General features: G+C 58.5%; 19 protein-coding genes and 1 tRNA gene. 16 read left to right on the top strand and 4 right to left on the bottom strand.

Going from position 1 to position 19,700, the window contains the following annotated elements; translation table 11 throughout:
• Window positions 1-82: 82 nt before the first annotated feature.
• Window positions 83-418 (bottom strand): four helix bundle protein, encoded by a 336-nt coding sequence (locus WC683_00810; GenBank protein ID MFA4971120.1) that lies wholly within the window; start codon window positions 416-418, stop codon window positions 83-85.
• A gap of 85 nt (window positions 419-503) precedes the next feature.
• Here WC683_00810 and WC683_00805 point away from each other — a divergent pair, with 85 nt between their 5' ends.
• Window positions 504-839, top strand: coding sequence for a four helix bundle protein (locus WC683_00805; GenBank protein ID MFA4971119.1), 336 nt, complete (start codon window positions 504-506; stop codon window positions 837-839).
• Between the two features lie 149 nt (window positions 840-988).
• On the top strand, window positions 989-3,331 hold the full coding sequence (locus WC683_00800) for a hypothetical protein (protein MFA4971118.1): 2,343 nt from the start codon (window positions 989-991) through the stop codon (window positions 3,329-3,331).
• 20 nt (window positions 3,332-3,351) lie between these two features.
• Here the strand turns inward: WC683_00800 and WC683_00795 are convergent, their stop codons facing one another.
• Entirely contained in the window at window positions 3,352-3,561 is a 210-nt protein-coding gene (locus tag WC683_00795) for a hypothetical protein (GenBank protein MFA4971117.1), read from the bottom strand.
• Window positions 3,562-3,700: 139 nt separating this feature from the next.
• On the opposite strand from WC683_00795, the gene rplU reads away from it, so the two are divergent.
• The 11 genes from rplU to WC683_00740 all read left to right on the top strand — a co-directional run bounded on the left by rplU (window position 3,701) and on the right by WC683_00740 (window position 13,820).
• On the top strand, window positions 3,701-4,012 hold the full coding sequence (rplU, locus tag WC683_00790; GenBank protein MFA4971116.1) for a 50S ribosomal protein L21: 312 nt from the start codon (window positions 3,701-3,703) through the stop codon (window positions 4,010-4,012).
• Between the two features lie 12 nt (window positions 4,013-4,024).
• A complete protein-coding gene (gene rpmA, locus WC683_00785; protein MFA4971115.1) occupies window positions 4,025-4,285 on the top strand; it encodes a 50S ribosomal protein L27 in 261 nt (86 codons plus the stop codon).
• A 62-nt stretch (window positions 4,286-4,347) separates the two neighbouring features.
• Window positions 4,348-5,367 carry a GTPase ObgE gene (gene obgE, locus WC683_00780; protein MFA4971114.1) on the top strand — a complete coding sequence of 340 codons (1,020 nt, stop codon included), beginning with the start codon at window positions 4,348-4,350 and terminating at the stop codon, window positions 5,365-5,367.
• A complete protein-coding gene (gene rsfS, locus WC683_00775) occupies window positions 5,368-5,721 on the top strand; it encodes a ribosome silencing factor (GenBank protein ID MFA4971113.1) in 354 nt (117 codons plus the stop codon).
• Between the two features lie 76 nt (window positions 5,722-5,797).
• Entirely contained in the window at window positions 5,798-8,008 is a 2,211-nt protein-coding gene (locus WC683_00770) for a hypothetical protein (GenBank protein ID MFA4971112.1), read from the top strand.
• 21 nt (window positions 8,009-8,029) lie between these two features.
• Window positions 8,030-9,103: a hypothetical protein gene (locus WC683_00765; protein ID MFA4971111.1), complete on the top strand. Its 1,074-nt coding sequence runs from the start codon at window positions 8,030-8,032 to the stop codon at window positions 9,101-9,103.
• 121 nt (window positions 9,104-9,224) lie between these two features.
• Entirely contained in the window at window positions 9,225-9,899 is a 675-nt protein-coding gene (locus WC683_00760) for a phosphoribosyltransferase family protein (protein ID MFA4971110.1), read from the top strand.
• Between the two features lie 75 nt (window positions 9,900-9,974).
• Window positions 9,975-10,763: an inositol monophosphatase family protein gene (locus tag WC683_00755; GenBank protein ID MFA4971109.1), complete on the top strand. Its 789-nt coding sequence runs from the start codon at window positions 9,975-9,977 to the stop codon at window positions 10,761-10,763.
• Window positions 10,760-11,473 carry a hypothetical protein gene (locus WC683_00750; GenBank protein MFA4971108.1) on the top strand — a complete coding sequence of 238 codons (714 nt, stop codon included), beginning with the start codon at window positions 10,760-10,762 and terminating at the stop codon, window positions 11,471-11,473. Before WC683_00755 ends, WC683_00750 begins: the two co-directional genes overlap by 4 nt.
• Window positions 11,470-12,858, top strand: a complete 1,389-nt coding sequence (locus WC683_00745; protein MFA4971107.1) for a TatD family hydrolase — start codon at window positions 11,470-11,472, stop codon at window positions 12,856-12,858. The genes WC683_00750 and WC683_00745 overlap by 4 nt, the downstream gene beginning before the upstream one ends.
• A gap of 101 nt (window positions 12,859-12,959) precedes the next feature.
• Window positions 12,960-13,820, top strand: a complete 861-nt coding sequence (locus WC683_00740; GenBank protein ID MFA4971106.1) for a hypothetical protein — start codon at window positions 12,960-12,962, stop codon at window positions 13,818-13,820.
• A gap of 62 nt (window positions 13,821-13,882) precedes the next feature.
• Here WC683_00740 and WC683_00735 read toward each other — a convergent pair whose 3' ends face one another.
• Window positions 13,883-14,572: an outer membrane beta-barrel protein gene (locus WC683_00735; GenBank protein ID MFA4971105.1), complete on the bottom strand. Its 690-nt coding sequence runs from the start codon at window positions 14,570-14,572 to the stop codon at window positions 13,883-13,885.
• A gap of 360 nt (window positions 14,573-14,932) precedes the next feature.
• On the opposite strand from WC683_00735, the gene WC683_00730 reads away from it, so the two are divergent.
• The 3 genes from WC683_00730 to WC683_00720 all read left to right on the top strand — a co-directional run bounded on the left by WC683_00730 (window position 14,933) and on the right by WC683_00720 (window position 18,738).
• Window positions 14,933-15,007 (top strand) — tRNA-His (locus WC683_00730).
• A 746-nt stretch (window positions 15,008-15,753) separates the two neighbouring features.
• Window positions 15,754-16,908 (top strand): hypothetical protein, encoded by a 1,155-nt coding sequence (locus WC683_00725; protein ID MFA4971104.1) that lies wholly within the window; start codon window positions 15,754-15,756, stop codon window positions 16,906-16,908.
• A gap of 345 nt (window positions 16,909-17,253) precedes the next feature.
• The gene (locus WC683_00720) at window positions 17,254-18,738 is read left to right on the top strand and encodes a hypothetical protein (protein MFA4971103.1); all 1,485 of its coding nucleotides are present in this window, start codon (window positions 17,254-17,256) and stop codon (window positions 18,736-18,738) included.
• A 102-nt stretch (window positions 18,739-18,840) separates the two neighbouring features.
• On the opposite strand, the gene WC683_00715 is transcribed toward WC683_00720, so the two are convergent.
• Entirely contained in the window at window positions 18,841-19,602 is a 762-nt protein-coding gene (locus tag WC683_00715; protein MFA4971102.1) for a hypothetical protein, read from the bottom strand.
• Window positions 19,603-19,700: the final 98 nt, after the last annotated feature.

Raw genomic sequence — 19,700 nt, 5'->3', positions numbered from 1 at the left:
TCATCGCAGTAATACTGCGAACCCAGATTACAGATCCAGATTGAGAGAAGAGATTGAGATATCTGAGCTGAGAGATCAGGGCTCATGGTAGAGCTCCGATCTTGACGTAGGCTAGCTTGAGGCGCGATTTGAGGGCGGCCTGCTGGGCTGCGGGCATGAGCCCGAAGGCGCGTGCCAGATCGAGCGCTGCGCTGGTTTCGGCAAGCGAGCCCAGCGCGATTTGAAAGAATCGACGGCGTTCGCGGTTGTATGCACGTTTGCCGTTGCCCTCGGCGAGGTTTAAGACGGCCGATGTCATCGCCCGATTGAGCTGATCAGCCAGGAACCCGTTTCCTCGCGGCCACTTGGCGACCCTCTTTGCAAGGTCCTCTGCCAAGCTCATCAACTGCCTGAAGCAATCCAGCTTTTCGTGATTCATAAGTCCTCCTTGGAAAGTTGGTTTTTTCGTTGCCCTCTCAAAAGGGTGGAGGGCAACGCAAAAAACCAACTCAAGGGAGGTAAAAATGTTTCACGAAAAGCTGAATTGCTACACGCAGTCGGTTGAAGTGGCAGAGGACTTCAGCAAAGAGGTTGCCAAGTGGCCGCGAGGCTATGGCTATCTCGCCGATCAGCTCAGGCGCGCGGTGTCGTCAATCACCCTGAATATCGCCGAGGGCAACGCCAAGTTCTCCCAGCCCGAACGCCGCCGCTTCTTCAAGATTGCTCGCGCCAGCACGGCCGAAGTCGGAGCCTGCATTGATCTCATGCGCGCGTTCAGGCTCATAAGCCCTGTTGAGTCATGCGCCCTCAAATCGCGCCTTGAGGCCATCAGCAAGATGCTATGGGGCTTGATGCGATGATTTGACCCTGTCACCTTATAAGCAACTGATATCATTAGACATATAGCCTCAAAGATATCTTCGATATACCCCGAAACTTTCTCTGAATCCTGCCGATAATATTTCTGTATTCCATTTCCGGCGCCCGTTCGGGCGCTCGAGGGGTGGGGATGTCCGATGATGTGAAAAAGGTGGGAGTGCAGCCGGTCGTGCATCCGGATCAGGGTGCGATCGAGTCGCGCGACCGCGATGCGCCTGCGACCGATGAGGCACCGATCGACGGGTATTCGCTTCTCGCGCAGGAGATCAGTCCGCCTCCAGGGCCGGCCAGTGCGATACATGCCGCGCGGCTGCGCGAACTCATGAAGAGCGCTGATAACAAAATTCGTTTCCTGGCGACCTCTGACTACAGGGATCTGTTGCCGAATCTCAAAGACAATCTGCCTGAACTCCGTGCGGGTGCAGAGCGCTTGCGCGCATCGATATTACATTCCGGGCAGTTGAATAACATCTTCGATGAGCGCTTGATTGTCGCTGGCTATGGAGATCTTGTACGCAATTTCAAAGAGGGCTCAGCCGAAGTCTATGCCGAAGCAGCGGCCTTGCGCGAAATTATGAGGTGGACTGAGGGAGAAGAGGTGTTGGCGAATGCGCTGAGTGCGTATGCGCATCTCGTTCCTAAATTCGCAGACAGCTCACCCGAGGTCTATAAGGGCGCGGAAACAGTTATTGAGATCCTGGTTGGCGTAGGAAGCCGGAATGTAAGGACGCTAAGGGTGGTTCAATCCGCGGCGGAAGTATATGGATTGCTGGCCAGAAAATTCAGGGCAGACGGTCCCATCGCCTCTCAGGCCAATAGCTTCTTGTCGAGGTATCCGGCGGAACCTTTTTTGAGGGAAGCCTTCGGCCAGGTCTTCAAAGAAACCTTTCATCACCTCTCCTCCATCGGTTTCTTCAAGGCCGCTTTTGAGTCCGGCGCATGGATCGCCCAGTATGGGATCATGGGGTTCTCGGAAAAGGCTGTGCGCAACCTGCGCGGCTTTGCGAATCAACCGGGTTTCATCGGATTTCGCGAATCTATTATGACCGTCCTGGACTCATTTCGCGAATTGACTCCGGACAAGATGATGGTGCTGAACAGGGTGTTCGAGGCGACCGACCCGGGCAAATGGAAGTCCGTGCGCAACACATTGAGCACGCTGCGTGCCATGGCTGCGCTGGATTCGCTGCCTGCGCGTCTCTGCAATGGATTCTATCGTTTCCGCCGAGACGTTGCCGGCGATCCGCGCGCGCTTTTGAGGGCGGGTGTAGAGAAGACGCTCATAGATTTCTTGTACGCAGTGATCGGGGGCAAAGGAGCTTTGGAGCTGCTCTTCATGGACGAGGCGCGGAAGAGCGGAGATTCCCTGAAGCTGTGGCGCCATGTTCAGGCCGTTCGTAACTTCCTGTCAAGCAAGGGTCTTCTGTCCCTCTTTGCCCAGTCAGCGTCGTTCATGAATGGCGACGGGAGGAGAATTCTGAAAAACCTGTTGGGGGAGCTTGCGACAAGTCCAATAGTGGACGGCGAACTTCGATACCAGAAAAGGTACGACCGGATGGTCGAGCGGCTGGGGTTCTCGGCTGAATTTGTGGACCTGTGGAGCAGGGAGTGGAAGAACGTCCGCGAGTTAAGAAGCGGGGCAATCGACGCCGGCGAGGCGAGGGCCCTCGTGATGAAGCAGGCCGCGGAGCAGCTCGCAGTACACGTGAACTCCACGCCGGGTAAGGATGGCGAATTCAAGGAACTCCCGGACAGGCTGCGTGTGCTGACAGGGAAACTCAGGCACGGGGAGGCGGATGTCGAGGAGATCGGCAGACTGCACGAGACGCTGGAGCTCAAGTATCAGGCAGTCCGCGAGGCGTACGGCGATCTCTTCGCCAATTCGCGCATAGACCTCAAGAACCTACGCACAGGTCTCATGAAAGGTGTGAGGTTGGCCAAACGCTCGGAGGCGACCGAGATCTCCGGGAGGGTCGATCGGCTCGCGTTTCACGGCATGATCCCCACCGAGACCTGCCAGCGGCTCTCGAGTCTCTACGCAGAGTCGACGAATGGCAGCGGCCAGCCGCTCAACAAGCTCCTCTGGGGCCAGTTCAAGCTGGCGAACCACATAATGGACGGCGAGATAATGGCCAGGCGTATGCTGGAGGTGACGCGCGACGAAGAGGGCAGGGAGCATCTGCTGGTGGAGAGGGCCTACACCGCGGGCGGCTTTGCAGGGCTCGCTGAGTTCGACGAGGACATAGTGGAACATGCCCGCGGGATCGGCATCGAACGCGATCGAGTACACTTCCTCGACAGGCACGAGGAGCGCCCGGTTCCAGCTCCACTGGCCACCGGCGCGCAGATGTACAGGGACTCGGGCCTGGCTGAGGTCAATCCAGCGTTCACAAATCCCTTCAGGCCTATGATACCCGCGACCGCTTCCATGCCCATGATGTCGGCTGGAATGATGCTCCGCACCGGGACGTGAACGTCCGCCTTCCGTTGGGATTAAAATGATATCGAAAGTTTTGCGCTGGTAGGTTTGATCGTGAAGCTGATGTTCTTCACATGCTGATCCTGAAAGGTCGTGCCCCGCACGATCTGCTCCACGCTGGTCACCAGGACAGGCTTTGGCTCCTCAGGGGCCTTTTCCTTTGCCCACGCAGCGCGGCAGCACAGGATGAGGCATATACAGGCTAGAAATATCAGGGTTTTCAATGTGTCTCCTATCCTTATTCTCGGCATAAGGGCGAGGATGTTGCTCACTTTCATTAAAAAACCTTGACTTGAAAGGGGATTCCGGGCTAGACAGTCCCGCTTTCTTGGGCGAATCGATTGATTAATAAGGGAGTTTCCCGTGTACGCAGTCATCAAAACAGGCGGCAAGCAATACAAGATAACCGAGGGCGAGAGCTTCAAGGTGGAGAAACTCGCGGGCGATGCCGGTGCCGCGATCATTCTCGACCAGGTCCTCTTCATCGGCGGCAACGGCCAGCCGAAGATAGGGAAGCCCACGCTCGACGGCGCCACGGTCGAGGCGGAGGTCGTGCGCCAGGCCAAGGATCGCAAGATCCTCGTCTACAAGAAGAAGCGGCGCAAGGGCTACGAGAAGAAGTTAGGCCATCGCCAGCAGTACACTGAGCTCAAGGTCACGAAGATAAACGCATAGCCGGAGTCTGTCATGGCACACAAAAAATCAGCCGGATCGGCGAAGAACGGGCGCGACAGCAATGCGCAGCGGCGCGGGGTGAAGCGTTTCGGCGGCGAGTTCGTCAAGTCCGGCAACATCATCATCAGGCAGTGCGGCACCAGGATCCATCCCGGCAAGAACGTGGGCATCGGCAAGGACTACACGCTTTTCGCTACGGCGGACGGCATCCTCAACTTCACCAACGGCCGCGACGACAGAAAGTTCGCGAACGTCGTCCCTGCAGCCAGGTAGTTGCTGCGGGCCTTTCTCTTGATAAAGACCCTCTGCCATGCGGAGGGTTTTTTTTCGATCTTATGAAATTTATCGATGAGGCAATCATAGAGGTCACCGCGGGGGACGGCGGCGACGGATGCGCCAGCTTCCGGAGGGAAAAGTACGTCCCGAGGGGCGGGCCCGACGGCGGCGACGGCGGCGACGGCGGCAGCGTCGTGTTTCGCGCGGACGGCGGCCTCACCACGCTCATGGACGTGAGGTACAAGAGGCATTTCAAGGCCCGCCGCGGAGGGCACGGAAAAGGAAAACAGATGTACGGCGCTGCGGGGGAATCCTGTCTCGTCCGCCTTCCTGCCGGCACCGAGGTCTACGATGCGGACACGGGCGATTTTCTGGCCGACCTGGACAAACCGGGCGTCGAGTGGATAGCTGCGGCGGGCGGCAAGGGAGGGCTCGGCAATATGCACTTCACCACCTCCACCCACCAGGCGCCGAGGGAGTGCACGCCCGGAAAAGAGGGTGTGAAACGCAAGCTGAGGCTCGAGCTCAAACTCCTCGCGGATGTGGGGCTCGTCGGGCTCCCGAACGCGGGCAAGTCCACGCTGATATCCGCGGTCTCCAACGCGCGTCCCAAGATCGCGGCGTACCCCTTCACCACGAAGACTCCGTGCCTTGGTATGGCCAAGGCGAAGGACGGGGCGAGTTTCGTGATCGCGGACATACCCGGTCTCATCGAGGGCGCGCACGACGGCGCGGGCATGGGCATACAGTTCTTGAAGCACATCGAGAGGACCAGGATCATCCTCCACCTCATAGACCCGATAGACCCTTCGCATGAGGATGCGGCTGAGAGCTACTCGACGATCAGGGATGAGCTGGGCTCGTATGACAAGGCCCTCCTCGACAGGCCGGAGATAGTGGTGCTCACCAAGATGGATATCCCCGAGGCGCGCGAGAAGATGGCCGCGGCCGAGAGAGACGTGCGTCGGCTGGGCGCATCCAGGGTCGTTGCGATCTCCGCGCCGACCCATGAGGGGCTCCGCGAACTTTTGCTCGCGGTGAGCGATGAGTTGAGAAAGAGGGCGTCAAAGGAGGAATAGATGATCACGCGCACTCTGGCGCGCAGGATCGCGAAGATCGCAAGCGATCACAAAGCGGTGGACATCGCGGTCCTGGACCTCAGGAAACTCACGAGCTTCACCGATTTTTTTGTGGTCTGCAGCGGGAAGTCGGACCGTCAGGTCCAGGCGATCGCTGAGGCCATCGAGGGGGAGCTCCGGGACGCTGGCCGCAAGCCGATCGGCGAGGAGGGGATCCGCTCCGGCCACTGGGCGCTCATCGACTACGGCGACGTGGTCACCCACATCTTCTATCAAGCCGACAGGGAGCACTACCAGCTGGAGAAACTCTGGTTTGACGCGCCCAGGGTGGTCTTTAAAGGCATCAACGACTGAACGAATTTTTCAGACAACATTTTTGCGGCCCGGCCGAAATACCCGACCGGACTTACGACCGAGACTTGGAGGCCCTATGTACGACATCTATCGCGTGCACAACCCCGCCCAGGTTTTTGACGAGATCCCATTGCGCGTTGAAGGGCGCGAAGGCCCTGCAGTCGAGGTAGGGATCCTGGACTCGGACGGTTCGCCCGTAGGGCAGTCTCAGGAGCCGGTCTTTGAGGACGGCGCATGGGACCCCTTCATCCTCGGCGAGCCCGGAATGGATTACCTCCAGGATGTGCGGAAGCAGATCAGATCCGTGTCGCCCGTGGGTATCGCTTCCATGTTCCGAGAATCGTCATTGTTCCAGCCGCACCTGCCGGATCTTCGCGATCTGTTGGACATGCGCATGCAGCCCGACGAATTCGCGAAAATCATCTCCGAGATCCTGGAGATGAGGTTCGGCGGCAACGTCGGCGCCATGGCGGAGGATACGGGGGTCGAGCCGGGACTCCTCATTCGCTATGCAGAGGGGTCGGCGCTGCCCAAAGGGCGCGACGAAGTCTATGCGATAGCCTCGGGGGTCTCTCTTGACCCCGAGAGGTTTTCCTACGCCTGGATTTATTCGTCGCTTCGAGGTTTTGAGGATGCGCGGCGCTTCGAGGCGGCCCTGATCCCCGAGTTCTTCCGGATGAGGATCATGGTTCAATCGGCCGCTTTTCTGCTCGGCGAAGACGCGCCCCGGTTCGAGAAGCCGGTTGGAAGAGGCGCGCCGGACGTGAATTTCTCCGGGCTCGTGGACTTCATGATGATGTCGCTCAAGGCCGGTTTCGAGGAGGACGTGGTCTATGAGATCTTTTCGGACTGCGCATCCTATTATCCGGCAGTGGTCGCTCATATGCTCGAGGACTCGGAGAAGGCGCTTCGCTGGTTCGGCGGGGACCCGGAGAAGGATGCCGCGGTGATGACGATGATCGCCACCCTCCAGCGGAACAGCGGGATGATCGAGGACGCGGTGACGATGGAGATAAACGCCGGCATGCTGCTCGACAACTACAAGAACGGCGACCCGGAGTTCAATAGACGCATCGACTTGAGGAAACTAGAGTTCTATGAGAATGCGATGAAGGAGGCGGAGTCGATCCCGGGAGGAGTGGAGAGGCTTATCGAGGTCGGCCTGGATGGAACGGTGGATTCGCTGCGCCGTGAGCTGAACGGAGAGGAAAAACCGTACTGGGTCGACGATATCCTCTCAGATCCTGCGTTCAAGGACGCCGACGGCAGATACAAGCCCGAGGCGATCGAGCGGATATTCGGCAGGGTCTTTTCCGATGCGATGGCGGCCGACGATCCTCTATTCATCGATGATGCGCAGCTGCAGAATCTGGCGGAGATGGGCAGGATGGTGCTCATGCTCGGCAAACAGATCCCGCTCGAATCCAGGCTCTCCTTCTACCATATGCAGCACATGATCGCGCGTCTTCGGCGCGGCGGCGCCCCTGCGGAGGAGTTGCTCAACCGGTACGCGCCTTCGATGAAGGGGTTGATAGAACGAAGGAGGGCGGAGCTCGATCTCGACGGCGCGCCCCTTGCCGCTGAGGAGATGGCTGGGCAGATCGCCGACAGGTTGGGCGGGGAATATCAACCGAAGGAGAGGCTGGACTTGGGAAATGCGGTAACATTCGCTTACCTGGGCATCCTTGCGGGGATCGAGCTGGAGACCGCGATTGCGACCGCGGCTTCAAAGATTCCGTCGGGCGCCGACATATATATGACAGCCCTGGAGGGAGCCAACGCGACGATAAAAAAGGGCCACCCCTACAGGGCGGCGATCACGCTGGCGGTCGGGGCGCGTCGCCTTGCGATGGACAAAGACTGGTGCGGCGCTATGCAACTGTACTGCGCCGGCGGTGAAGCTATGACGACGGCCCACAAGAGGTTGGGGAAGGAGAGCCTCCCGGTCCATGAGCTCATGAGGTGGATGCGATCCGATTTCTTCGACAAGGCTCATGAGGCGTCGAAGGGGCACATACCGCACAGTCTCAGGGATGTCAGAGGCGAGTTCAGAAACAGGATCAGCGAAGGCAGGAAAGGGCTTGCCAGGGAGCCTCACTTCGACAACGTCTCGGGAGCAAATCCCCGTACGGGCGATAACTCCTGGTTCTCTTTTGCGGACGCGGCGCTGGCGCACAGACGAGTGGTTGCGGTGGAACACAGGCCTATCAGGGCCGTGCCGCACTGGGAGCCTATGGTCTTCTCTTCCGGCGCTTTGATGGCCGGGATTGCAATGAGGCGCTACTAACACGAGTGAAACGGAGGGGCTATGGGATCGGATTTTGCATTGAATTATACCGGGAACGCGGTGGAAGACTTGATCGAGACACGGCCTGAGATATCCGAGGGTCTCAAAGGCGATGTTCCTTTGACGGAAGAGGCGATTGAGCCGCTGTTTGAGATTGTCGAAAATAACGGCGCAAGGCTTCACGAGGTGGCCGACCTCGGCAAGTTTCTGACATTGAATTTAAGGAAGATGCCTCCGCAGGCGGCCTTCCGCTTTGCACATACCTCTTATCAGGCGCGTAAAGTTCAGCGTCTTTATTCTCATCATGGTCTGGCGCCGGACGTGAGCCAGAGGGACTTAATACAATGGAGTTTCAGGCCTTATGCGTTCGCCAAGGCCCTGAGCTGGGTTGAGCGGCGCGAGTTCGGGGGCGACAAGGAAGCGATGGCGGCGAGGATCAACCTGCATCCCGATATGATCAAGGCCTACGAGATGGGAGAGGTCCTCCCGGACACATGGAGGCAGGTTGCGCAATATGGCATGGCGCTTGACGTCTCTCCGTATCTTTTGGGCCTGACTTATCTGTCGGACGTTCTCAGGAGCATAAGCGACTGGAGTATCGAAAGTGAAATGCATTCTCACGCGATGAAAAAGGCAAGTGCGCTTTTCCTTTCCTCCAGCTTGGTCTTTGGCTCACCTGAGTTGATCGATGACCTGCAGAGGTTTGCGATCTACGCAGGATTTTCGCCGTCACTGGTCCGAAGGACTCTGGCTGAGTTCGCTCTCCATGAGAAACCGAATTTGACCGTGGAGGAGGAAAGTGAGGAGGCCGCCTCTTTCCTAGAGGATGGGAGGAACGACAAGGCGTTTGATAGCTACGCGTTGAGCGCCGCCTACTTTGAGCAGAGGGGCGATCGTGCGGCTGCGATCGAAATGCTCAAAGGTCAGCTCGCGGCGGTCGGAGGCGTGAGGACAAACAATCCCTGTGCCCAGGGCGTGATACAGGGCGCAACGACGTTTATCACATCCGAGATCGCCAGGGTCTCTGGAGCCCCGCCGCTCATGCCGACGATGAGGGCGGCCTCGATGGCAAACATGCCGCGGCTGATGATCTAGAAGAGATGCTTCAGCGTCTTTAGTGTTCCGGATTTCGCATGCCTGTTCCGAATGCGGGAATCGTGCGCATCCGCAGATTTTTCTCTCGTAAATCTCATCAGACTTGTGAGAGCAATCGCACATGCTCCTCGAATGCGTGAAGGGCCTAACATGCGCGCTGGTCGATCTAGTCTTCCCGCCGCGATGTCCGCTGTGCGGCGCGCTCGCAGAGAAGAGCGATGAGCCGTGCGGCGACTGCGAGCCGAGGATTGCCCGCATCCCGGGCGATGCTTTTCTCGATCTCCCGTGGCGTGTGTGGCTCGGCCGCGCGCGCTCCTGCTTTGCGCACGAGGACCCTGTGCGCCGCGCGCTCTGGTCGTTCAAATACGAAGGGAACATCCACGCGCTTCGCTTTTTTGTCGATGCGCTCGCCCGCGAGCTTGGCGGGATGGCGGGATACGATGTCATCACCGCGGTCCCGATGCAGGGGATGAGGGTGATAAGGAGGGGCGTCAACGCCGCGGCGCTGCTCGCGCGCTCCCTCGCCGGGGAATCTGATGTTGAGTTCAGCTCATGCCTCATCGGGCGCGTTAGGGCCGTGAGGAGGCAGGTCGGGCTTTCGCGCATGCAGAGGATGGAAAACGTGCGGGGAGTTTTCGCTGCGACGGGCCGCGCGAGGGAGATAGTGCATGATCGCTCGGTGCTCATACTTGACGACGTGATGACCACCGGCGCCACGCTCAACGAATGCGCGCGGGCGCTTGCTGCGGCCGGCGCCCGGAGCGTGGACGCGCTCACCGTCGCACGCGCCCTCTGACGCCCCGGCAGCCACAAGAACCATTGACCTTCCAGCGTGCGGCGTGCTATCCTCTTGTAAATTCTAAGGAATCCTATGCTTTCAACGCTCGACAGAATCTCGGAGATCGCCCGCGCCGCAGGCCGCATGCAGCTCGATCACTTTGGCGGCGAGCGCGTGATCGAATACAAAGACGCCTGGGACATCGTGACCGACGTGGACAAAAAGTGCGAGGAGCACATCGTCGCAGAGCTAAGGAAGAGTTTCCCCGGCGACGACATACTCGCCGAGGAGAGCCAGCGCCCGAAGGGAGGCGCGTCGCGCCGCTGGATAGTGGACCCGCTCGACGGCACGGTCAATTACTCCCACGGTTTTCCTTTTTTCTGCGTCGCGATCGCGGCCGAGATCGAGGGCGAGCTGGCGCTGGGAGTGATATACGATCCGAACCGCGATGAGCTTTTTTCGGCCGAGAAGGGGATGGGCGCTTTCCTCAACAACAAGCGCATCTCGGTCTCCAAGACCCCCGCGTTGGAGAAGTCTCTGGTGGCCACGGGCTTTGCGTACAGCGTGCACAGGGACGACGGTCTCACCAACCTGGAGAACTTCGCGAAATTCGCTAGGAGGGCGCGCGCGGTCCGCAGGCCCGGCTCCGCGTCCATCGATCAGGCGTGGACGGCGTGCGGTCGCGCGGACGGCTTCTGGGAGATGTTTCTGAAACCGTGGGACATGGCGGCCGGCGCCTGCATCATAAGGGAGGCGGGCGGCGCGGTCACATCCTTCGACGGCTCTCCGTTCGATCTGTACGGCAAAGAGATACTGGCCTCCAACGGGAAGATACACGGGGAGATGATAGAGGTGCTGAAACTCAAGAGAGGTGCTCAATGATAGATCCCAACAAGAAAGAGCCGTCGCAGATCAATCCCTCCGACATCTGCTACCGCGCCTTCGAGCTGATCGCGGCGAAGCAGTACTCGGACGCGGAGAAGCTGCTCGCCGCGTCGATGGGCCGCACGGACGACGATGCGGCGATCGCCCTCTATCACTCCGTCATGGGGGTGCTCTTCAAGGTGCAGGGAGAGTACAAGACCGCGTGGAAGCACTACGAGCGCGCCGAGAAGCTCCTGCCCAGGGATCCGGCGCTCAAGATCATCTCCGCGAGGTTGCTCATCGAGCAGTTCGCCGAGTACGATCAGGCGATCAGGAAGTCGAAGAAGGTGCTGGACCTCATCCCCGAGAATCCCGTCTTCGCCCATCAGGCGTACACGACCATGGGGCTCGCGCACCTGAAGAAGGGCGACAGGAAGAAGGCCATTTCGTTCCTCGTGCAATCCATGGGCGATAAGTTCAAGGGGTTCGTCTCGGCCAAGAACGTCGATCTCGCGCTCGTGGAGATGCTCATACGCCGCAACGCCGGCCTTGAGGAGTGCCGCGGCTTCCTGGCCGAGGCGCTGTCCTTCGCACAGGCCTGCGGCGAGGATCTCTACGTCAAGACCTTCGCGAAGATGCTCGATGCCTTTGACAGGGAGAATCCGGTCATAGCGGAAGGGGCCGCCGGCATGGCGCAGCCCGAAGAGGTCACAGAGGTCTCGAGATGAAGAGGGAGTACGTAGACACACACGCCCACCTCACATTCCCGGAATTCAACGAAGACAGGGACGAGGTGCTCTCCAGGGCATGGGACGCGGGGCTCGCGCACATAGTGCTCATCGGCTCGGGCGCAGGCCTCGACGGCAACCGCGCCGCGCTCTCGCTCGCGCGCACCGACCCCAGACTGTTTTTCACGGTGGGCGTGCATCCGCACGACGCAGATAGCATGCAGGATTCGTGGCTCGGCGATCTGGAGGAGCTGGCGGCCGACGAGAAGTGCGTGGGCATAGGCGAGATCGGCCTCGATATGTTCCGATTGCACTCCGATCCCGCGATGCAGGCGCATCGCTTCGGCCAGCTCATGGAGCTGGCGGTCCGGCTCGACAAGCCGGCGATGATTCACGATCGCGAAGCGCACGAGGAGACGTGGAAGGTGATAGAGAAGACGGGCGTCCCCGCGAGTGGGGGCGTATTCCACTGTTTCTCGGGCGATCTTCCTTTCGCAAGACGCGCGGTGGAGAAGGGATTTCTCATCTCCGTGCCGGGCGTGGTCACGTTCCCGAAGGCGAAGGTGCTCAAAGAGGTGGTCGCGGGCATCCCGCTGGAGAAGATCCTGATCGAGACCGATTGCCCGTATCTCGCTCCGGTTCCGCACAGGGGAAAGCGCAACGAACCGGCGTACGTCGTGGAGGTTGCCGACGAGATCGCGCGCATCAAGGGTGTGGCTCCGGAGGACGTGGCCAGGGTGACCACGCTCAACGCCAGGCGGCTGTTCGGGCTGCCCGGCGCGGAGATGGAGCCGAGGATCGCCTACAGGATACGCAACTCGCTGTATCTCAACATAACGAACCGCTGCAACATGGCCTGCAGCTTCTGCCCCAAGTTCACCGATTTCGAGGTCAAAGGCTATTACCTCAAGCTCGATAACGAGCCGGACGTGGAGCAGATATTTCAGGCCGTGGGCCAGCCCGAGCGGTTCGACGAGGTCGTTTTCTGCGGGTACGGCGAGCCGACCCTCAGGATCGAGATGCTGAAGGTCATCGCGCGCAGGATGAAGGAGCGCGGCGCGAAGAAGGTCAGGCTCAACACCGACGGGTTGGCGAACCTCGTGTACGGCCGCAACGTCCTGCCGGAGCTCGCGGGCTTGATAGACTCCGTATCGATCTCCATGAACGCGCCGAACGGAACAACGCACGAATCAATCTGTCCGTCGAGGTTCGGCGCCGCTGCCTACGAAGCGATGATCGAGTTCGTGAAGGAAGCCAAGAAGCACATACCCGAGGTCGCGGTCACCGTGGTCGCTCTGCCCGGCCTCGACGTCGAGGCCTGCCGCAAAAAAGCTAATGATCTCGGGGTGTTATTTAGAGTCAGGGAATATATGAACGTCGGCTGAGATCCTGGCCCCGAAGGAACATTTTTCGCGCAACTTATTTTTCCATTCACCGAAAACCGGTTAGGAGAACAAAAGAGGGCGCATCTGCGCCCGGAGGCCTTGTGGACGAATCGGTTTGCGTAAACAAGATAGTCGATCAGAAACTTGAGATCGATCTCAAGGGGGTTGTCTATCAGTCGGGCGATATCTCCATGGAGGTCGGCTGCCAGAAGGACCTCATTGATCTCGATTCAAACGGCGACGGAGTGCTCGACGTGGGAGACCTCACCAGCAAGTCCGCATTCCTGCCGAAGGGGCCTTTCAGCTGTGTGATCGAAGCGCTCGCCGCCAAGGCGTTCGTCGAATCCGGCCTCATTGCGGAGAGACAAGAGGAGGTTGTGAAACACTTCTTCAAACTCTACAACAGGCTGGGCACGATCAACGACATAGTCGTCACCGGCTACGAGGACGCCGTGACTGAAACGAGCGTGCCCGGCTGGAGCCAGGCCCACTCCGACACGTGGGGCCGGGAGCTGGAGTTCTCCGACGCCGGTTACTGGATGGACTACGTTAAGCCGCACGTCACGAGGAGGGGCATCCTCACCAACTACTACGATTACGGCATGAGCGCGGACTACAGCTACCGGGTCTTCATGCACACCCGCGAGAAGGTCACCGGCAGGGGGCTTGGGTACCAACTCATCGAAGAGCTCAGGATGGTGCTGGAGGACCTGTGCGGGATCACGAATGTCAAAAACAAGGATCGGTGGAGCGAACCTTCTTATTTCTATGAGATCAACAGCGATCTGGCGCCGAAGATCATCAGGGGTAAACTCAAAGAGGCGATAGGCTGGTACAACAGCGCGGCCGGGTTCTTGATGAACTACAGGGAGGTTGAGTGCGACGGACCTGAGTGTCTTTCGGATGATGAGTTCGAGCTGCAGAATTTTACGCTGATCAAGGATATCGCAGAGATTGCCTAGAACTGAACGATCAAAAAAAGCCCCGGCATCGAGCCGGGGCTTTTTTTTCGTTACGGATCAACCTAGAAGTGCCAGCCGACGAGGCCGAGCACGTTGGCCTGGAACTTCGTTCCGCCGCTGGTGACCTCGGTGTTGGGCACGCCGTTGACGGTCCTGGTATAGGCCTGCTGGAAGATGATGTTCTCGGTGAAGTCGATGGCGAAGAATAACCCCTTCCATACGAAGAACTCCATGCCGGCGCCCACGCCGAGGCCGCCACCCCATGCGCCGACCTTGTTGCCGTTGCTGGGCGCGTTGACGTAGGTCGCGTGACCCGTGCCGCCCAGCTTCACGTATGGGATGAACTTGACCGAGTCAGGCTGCCAGCTTGCCTTGGTGAAGTAGGGGAGGGTGGCCCTGCAGAACAGCGAGAAATTGAGGGCGTGCTCGCGGGCGCTCTCCACCGGGGTGTCGGGCGTGTTGTTGTCTCCGACCGTATCTGTCGCAAAACCGTAGGTCATCTGGAGCATGGGTCCTATCCAGTCGGCGACGTCCCAGCCGAAGGTGAGTCCGACCGCCGGGATGATGCTCCCGTCGAACTTGAGGTTGGTGACGAGGTTGGTGTCGTTTGTGGCCTGCATGAACCCGCCGTGGACGGCGATGTACGGGCCCTTGTGCCAGCCCTTCTCCGGGAAGTCCGGCCCGCCGGCCTGTGCTAGGCTGGAGATGCACACGATCGCAGCGGTTATTGCCAGGATAAGGATTTTCTTCATTTTTCCCCCTTTGGAAAGTTTATGTTCGCCCTTTATTTGGATTTGGTGTGTGTGTCAAGCACTTGATTTTGTGTGTGATTCGTTCCAAAGAAAACATGGACAAAGACAGGGGGATTGGCTAATTAGTGCGGCCCTTCCCTGTGGCCTGGGAGGGTCGTGGGTGACGCCGATGTTGAGCTCCGGTTACGTTTTATGTAAACGGAGCGATTACAGCGGCGGCTTCCCTGAGTGTTCCGCAAACGTCGTTAAGCTGTTGTTTGCGGAACGGTTACGAAGGGAGCAAATCCCACTAGTCATTGTAAGTACGGTTGAAAACTTGAAAATTGAATATGACAGGCAATTTTGCCGCAGCAGCAGATGGTGGCTATGGTGCAGCGGCAGCACACCTGACTGTGGCTCAGGGGGTCGTGGGTTCAAATCCCACTAGCCACCCCAAGTTTTTCCGCTGCGGCAAAATTGCCTGCCATGTGAAATGCTTCGAGTGGGGGCTTCGGGTCCTGTAGCAGGGTTTCCGGCCCCTTCCCTCGGTCGCTGGCGCACGTCGCTCGCTACTCGTCGTCAAAAGGCCGTTAGCGTCATGCAGCTTGAATGTCTTCCTCGCGTCAGCCTTCAAGCCGCGACGCCAATCGGCCTTTTGATCTCCTCATACGCTCGTCTCGTAAACGCGCCTTAATGCGACTTTCGGGAAGGGTCCAGAAACCCTGCATAACGACGCCACCCGAAGCAGTAAGCAGGAAAGACCCGAAAATATTGCGGACGTATCGAGAAGACTTGCAGGCAAAGCGAAACTATTTCAATATCTTGCAGTATCAATTGTTTGCTCCGTCTGACGGGTTCGTCTGCGACCTTGGAAATTACGCTCTGACGGGAATTCTCTCGTAAAGTCGTGTCTTAAAAGAGGTGGTCCAGACCCTTCTGAAGCCCAAATCCTTCGACTCTGGTTCGACTCCCCCTCGACATGCTCGGGGTCACTCACCATCGCTCAGGACGCTGCCCGAGAGGTAGCGAATCCTTTGTAGCGGCGGAGAGTATTATCGGAGGACGGTGGGGTCGACGGGGGGATGGGGTTGCCTTTTTGGCGGTCGCGCGGTAGTGTGCGATATCAATGAGCTTGCGTGATTACGTTGGCCATGCTCGACATCAATGAGTAACCCTGTGTGGATTCTCCCATGGAGGCAATGATGAAAAAGACCCTGGCATTCTCGCTCTCGTTCCTGCTCGTCGCATCTCCCTTGTTTGTCGGTTGCGGGGGAGGGGGAGGAGGGACGCCGACATCCCAGTATAAACTCTTCGGCTCCGGCATCACGACGGACGGGTCCACTTCAATAGGGTCGGTCATAACCGATGGGTCAGGCAACTCAATCACAGCTTTTTTTAAGAACGACAATACAACTGATCAGGAGTTTGTAATCCAGAAGCTTGCGGATGGTACGATGTTCGTGGTCGTGGTAGGGGATGGCAGCGTCGCAGGTCAACTGGCGGGCTATCCTTCCATGGTCCTGTTCGGCAACAATACGATTACATTCACGAACTGGACGGCGACCACCGTCGACATGGCAATAGTCTACTCAGATGGAAGCACGGAAACCCTCACCGGTGTCGATATCAGCGAGATTGGCGACTATGCACAGGACTTGAGCATTTCTCTAGGAATGAGCAATAAAGCTTTTCCGGGGTTTAGCAGCGTCAATTGGGGCAGCGTTGCCAAGGTGAGCTGGACCGTGGTGCGTATGGGCGTGTGCGGAGCATCCATCGGCTCCGCGGTGGCGACGGGCGGTGCCATGTTGGTGCTGGCTGCTGCGGGCTGCACGGGGGCCATAGCCGAGGGAATCGCCCTATCGCTTAATGGAATCGACGCAAATACTAGCTGGGATATGGTCACGACAGTTTATACTGCGTTTACGGACGAGGGTGATTGCACGGCCTGTCAAGCCACGGGTGGTACCGTTGCACAACAGGCCTCATGTGTCGGCGCAAGCGAAGCCGCAGCTGCCACCAATACGGAATACGTCGATGAAAATGGAGATGTCGAGGAAGATGGCGGCAGTATTGATTTTGCTGGAAGCTGCGATACGAGATCCGCGCAGGGCACTTGCCAAAATTACAATGGTTCAGCAAATACCGAAGCTGATGTTCGAAACATGTGCGACGGCGCTTCGGGAACCTATAGTGGGTTGATATGCCCGTTTGGCAGCTCGGTTGGTACGTGCACCTTGTTACCAGGCACGGACAACGAAACGGTCGTCGTTCTTTACAGTCCAATCTTCACTCAGAGCACTGCAGAAACGGTGTGCAGCGGAATGAGCGGAACGTGGAGCGACTACTATTGGGAGTGACCGAACGCTCGGTTGGCATCGAGCAGATTCGCAAATTATCCGCTAAAGCACCCCAACGGACAACTGGTAGAACCCCTGCTAGAATTCAATTCTGGCGGGGGTTTCCAGTTTTCGGACACCGCGAGATCGCGTCCCGCTTAAATTTTTTATTGGCCCACCTGGGAAACCCCGGTCGGAACGGCATCGTCAGTTCAAAGGTATCTGCGACAGATAGGTTCGATGCCTTCCGATTACCCGCCTTTGCGTGCGGATACAATCGGTTGACGGAGGGGCGCCGGCTGGTCGGCCTTGCTTTTTTGCCCCATATGTTCAAAATGATACAATACCATTCTTCAAGGGGGGCCTATGCCGAGCATGACACGATGGTTATTGGTGACCTTGGTCTTTGCGATGGCGTGCGCCGTTTCGTGCAGCTCCGGTTCGGGGGCCACGTACACCATGACCTTGACGATCGAGGAATCCGCTTCGGCGCAGATCGCGAAGGTTCAAGGGGGCAAGGCGATCGACCCCTCCAGCTGGACGGTGGCGTGTGACTCCACGGATGCCTCGGGCAATCTCACGAAGGTCACGGCTGCCTACGACTCCTCGACGGCGAGCTTCTTCGTCATGGGAATACCGGAAGGGCAGGCGACGGTCTGCTATCTCGACAAGGGGAACGACGACGTCGTCACGCTGCAATATGAGGACGCGAACGTGGTCGGCTCCACGCGGGACACCTCTGCCCTGACCGCGAACGGCAGTGGCAAGATCACCTACGATCCGTCCACGAACACCGCCGTCGTCTCGAACGCCTCGGGCGTTTCGGGCACCGGGGCGGAGGACAGGACGAACTACTCCACGAAGTGGTCGGTCAACTGCCAGGACGTGAGGAACGTCATCACGAAGGAGGTGGACGCGAGCAAATCCTGCCCTGCTGAACTCACGAACGCCTCCATCTATCTTCACCTCGTGATGTCGGAAGACAGCGGATCGAACCTGAAGACGGGATACGGGGTGTGGACGTCCGCTGAGGCCTATACCGCGTGCGGCTCCACGGAAGGGTTCGACAGCATGCCCGCCGGCTGGACGCTCGATGCCGTGGGCTCTCCGACGCAGGGGGCGGCGTTCACCTGGAGCGCGCCGTTCGAGAATTTCAGCTCGGCTAGCGCCTCGGCCCAGATCATAACAATGATACAGGGCACGAGCGTGTCCGGATTGCAGACCTTCGCCGTTTTCAAGGCGGATCCCGCCAACGACGAATTCTGTTCCCACGGTGACGATATCTGTGCGGCGAGATATTACGCTCAGGTCGTCCGGGCCTATGGCGTCGCAAACGCATCGAGCGTCTGCTGGCCTCAAATCGCTTTTTCGTTTGCCGCGGGAGACCAGGCCACGGCATCCGCCTCCTTGGACACGGGGAGCACGACGCGTCCGCTCGGGCGGCACCAATTTATGGAATCGTTCAAGGCGGGGAACGAGACCTACATGCACGGCATTTCAAGCCGGCTGGAGACCGTCATGGACGGCGATTCCTCGGTCAGCTGTAATGTGAAAAATGAAACGCTCATTGCTATCATCACGCCCGGCGGAGACCCGGGATCCCCCGATATCAACGTGCCGGTCTCTAAGATTGTCACCCCGGGCGGGGATCCTGATGGCAGCATACCCGATCCCGGCACGGCGACTACCATGAGCTTTAATTCCATGATGATCGTCAAGGCTGTGTCTGGAAGTTCCGCCGAGGATACGCTGTGCCAATCCTATCTTGGTGCGACCACGGAGACGGTGCCGGAGGGTTACTACTCGAAGGCCGCCATGGTTGCCGAGTCCAACCCGATCCCTTCTCCATGAGGGCGTTGTGCGGGGCAGAACCCGGAATCCGAACCACCCGTAACGGAGCAAACCCGATATAATCGTTGCAATACGGTTCTGAACGGCGGAGTACGGTCTCGTTCAATACCCGGTCTTCCCCTTGCCGCTCTTCTTGAGCGCTCTTATCTCCTGCGGATCAAGGTGGCCCGAGACGCTGTTCATGAGGGTCGGGTACTGTTGATCGATGCCTTTCACCACTTCGTTCATTATGGAGTTAAACTTGTCATCGACGTGATACGGCATTTGAATTCGAGAGGTGAATACAATCCTCTCCAGAGGGACGTTTATCGTCCACAGCGGCTCGCGTGTTGCCATGTCCTGCACTTCCAACGTGATTGTCCCGTTCACCTCGATATCCGTGTTGCTATACCCTCGTTTCGTCTTGTCATGTAACGTAAACGTCAATGCCATTTTTGGTATAAAGTAGAAGTTGACGGCATTCCTATCGGTGGGGGGGATCTCTTCATAGGAAGCGTAGGGGCCGCGAACTCTGAATCCCTTGGCGAAAAGGAGTTCGGCGATGTCCTTTCTTAGCTTGCCCGCGAGATTGTAGAATTGCGGAAAGGCGAACCAAAACATCTTGTCTGTCGAACCATCGATCTTGCCGGTTATCTTCAGCTCATTCAACCATAGTTCATCAGACACTTCGCATGGGAAGAAGGCTGTCTTCGCCACGGCGACGGTGATGCCCTGGGAGTTAGGCGCCTTCTCCGGCGGCGGCGTGTACGGAAAGGTCGCCACGTATGGTTCGACGTTTTTGGCCGGTTCTTCCGCCTGTGCAAGACCGGCGGCCAGAAAGACTGTGCAAAGGATAACAGCGGCGATCGTATATGTTCTGGTCATGACGCCCTCCCGGGGAGGTGAAACGCATGCTGCCGAACCCACCATAGCTCTTTTACCTGTCGTTGACTATCCCTTTGAATCGTTGACGGTTGCCGCTT

Source organism: bacterium (assembly GCA_041648665.1).
GTDB lineage: Bacteria > UBA10199 > UBA10199 > 2-02-FULL-44-16 > JAAZCA01 > JAFGMW01.
The sequence above is the reverse complement of the archived record's forward strand: the minus strand, read 5'-3'. Positions and strand labels throughout refer to the sequence as shown.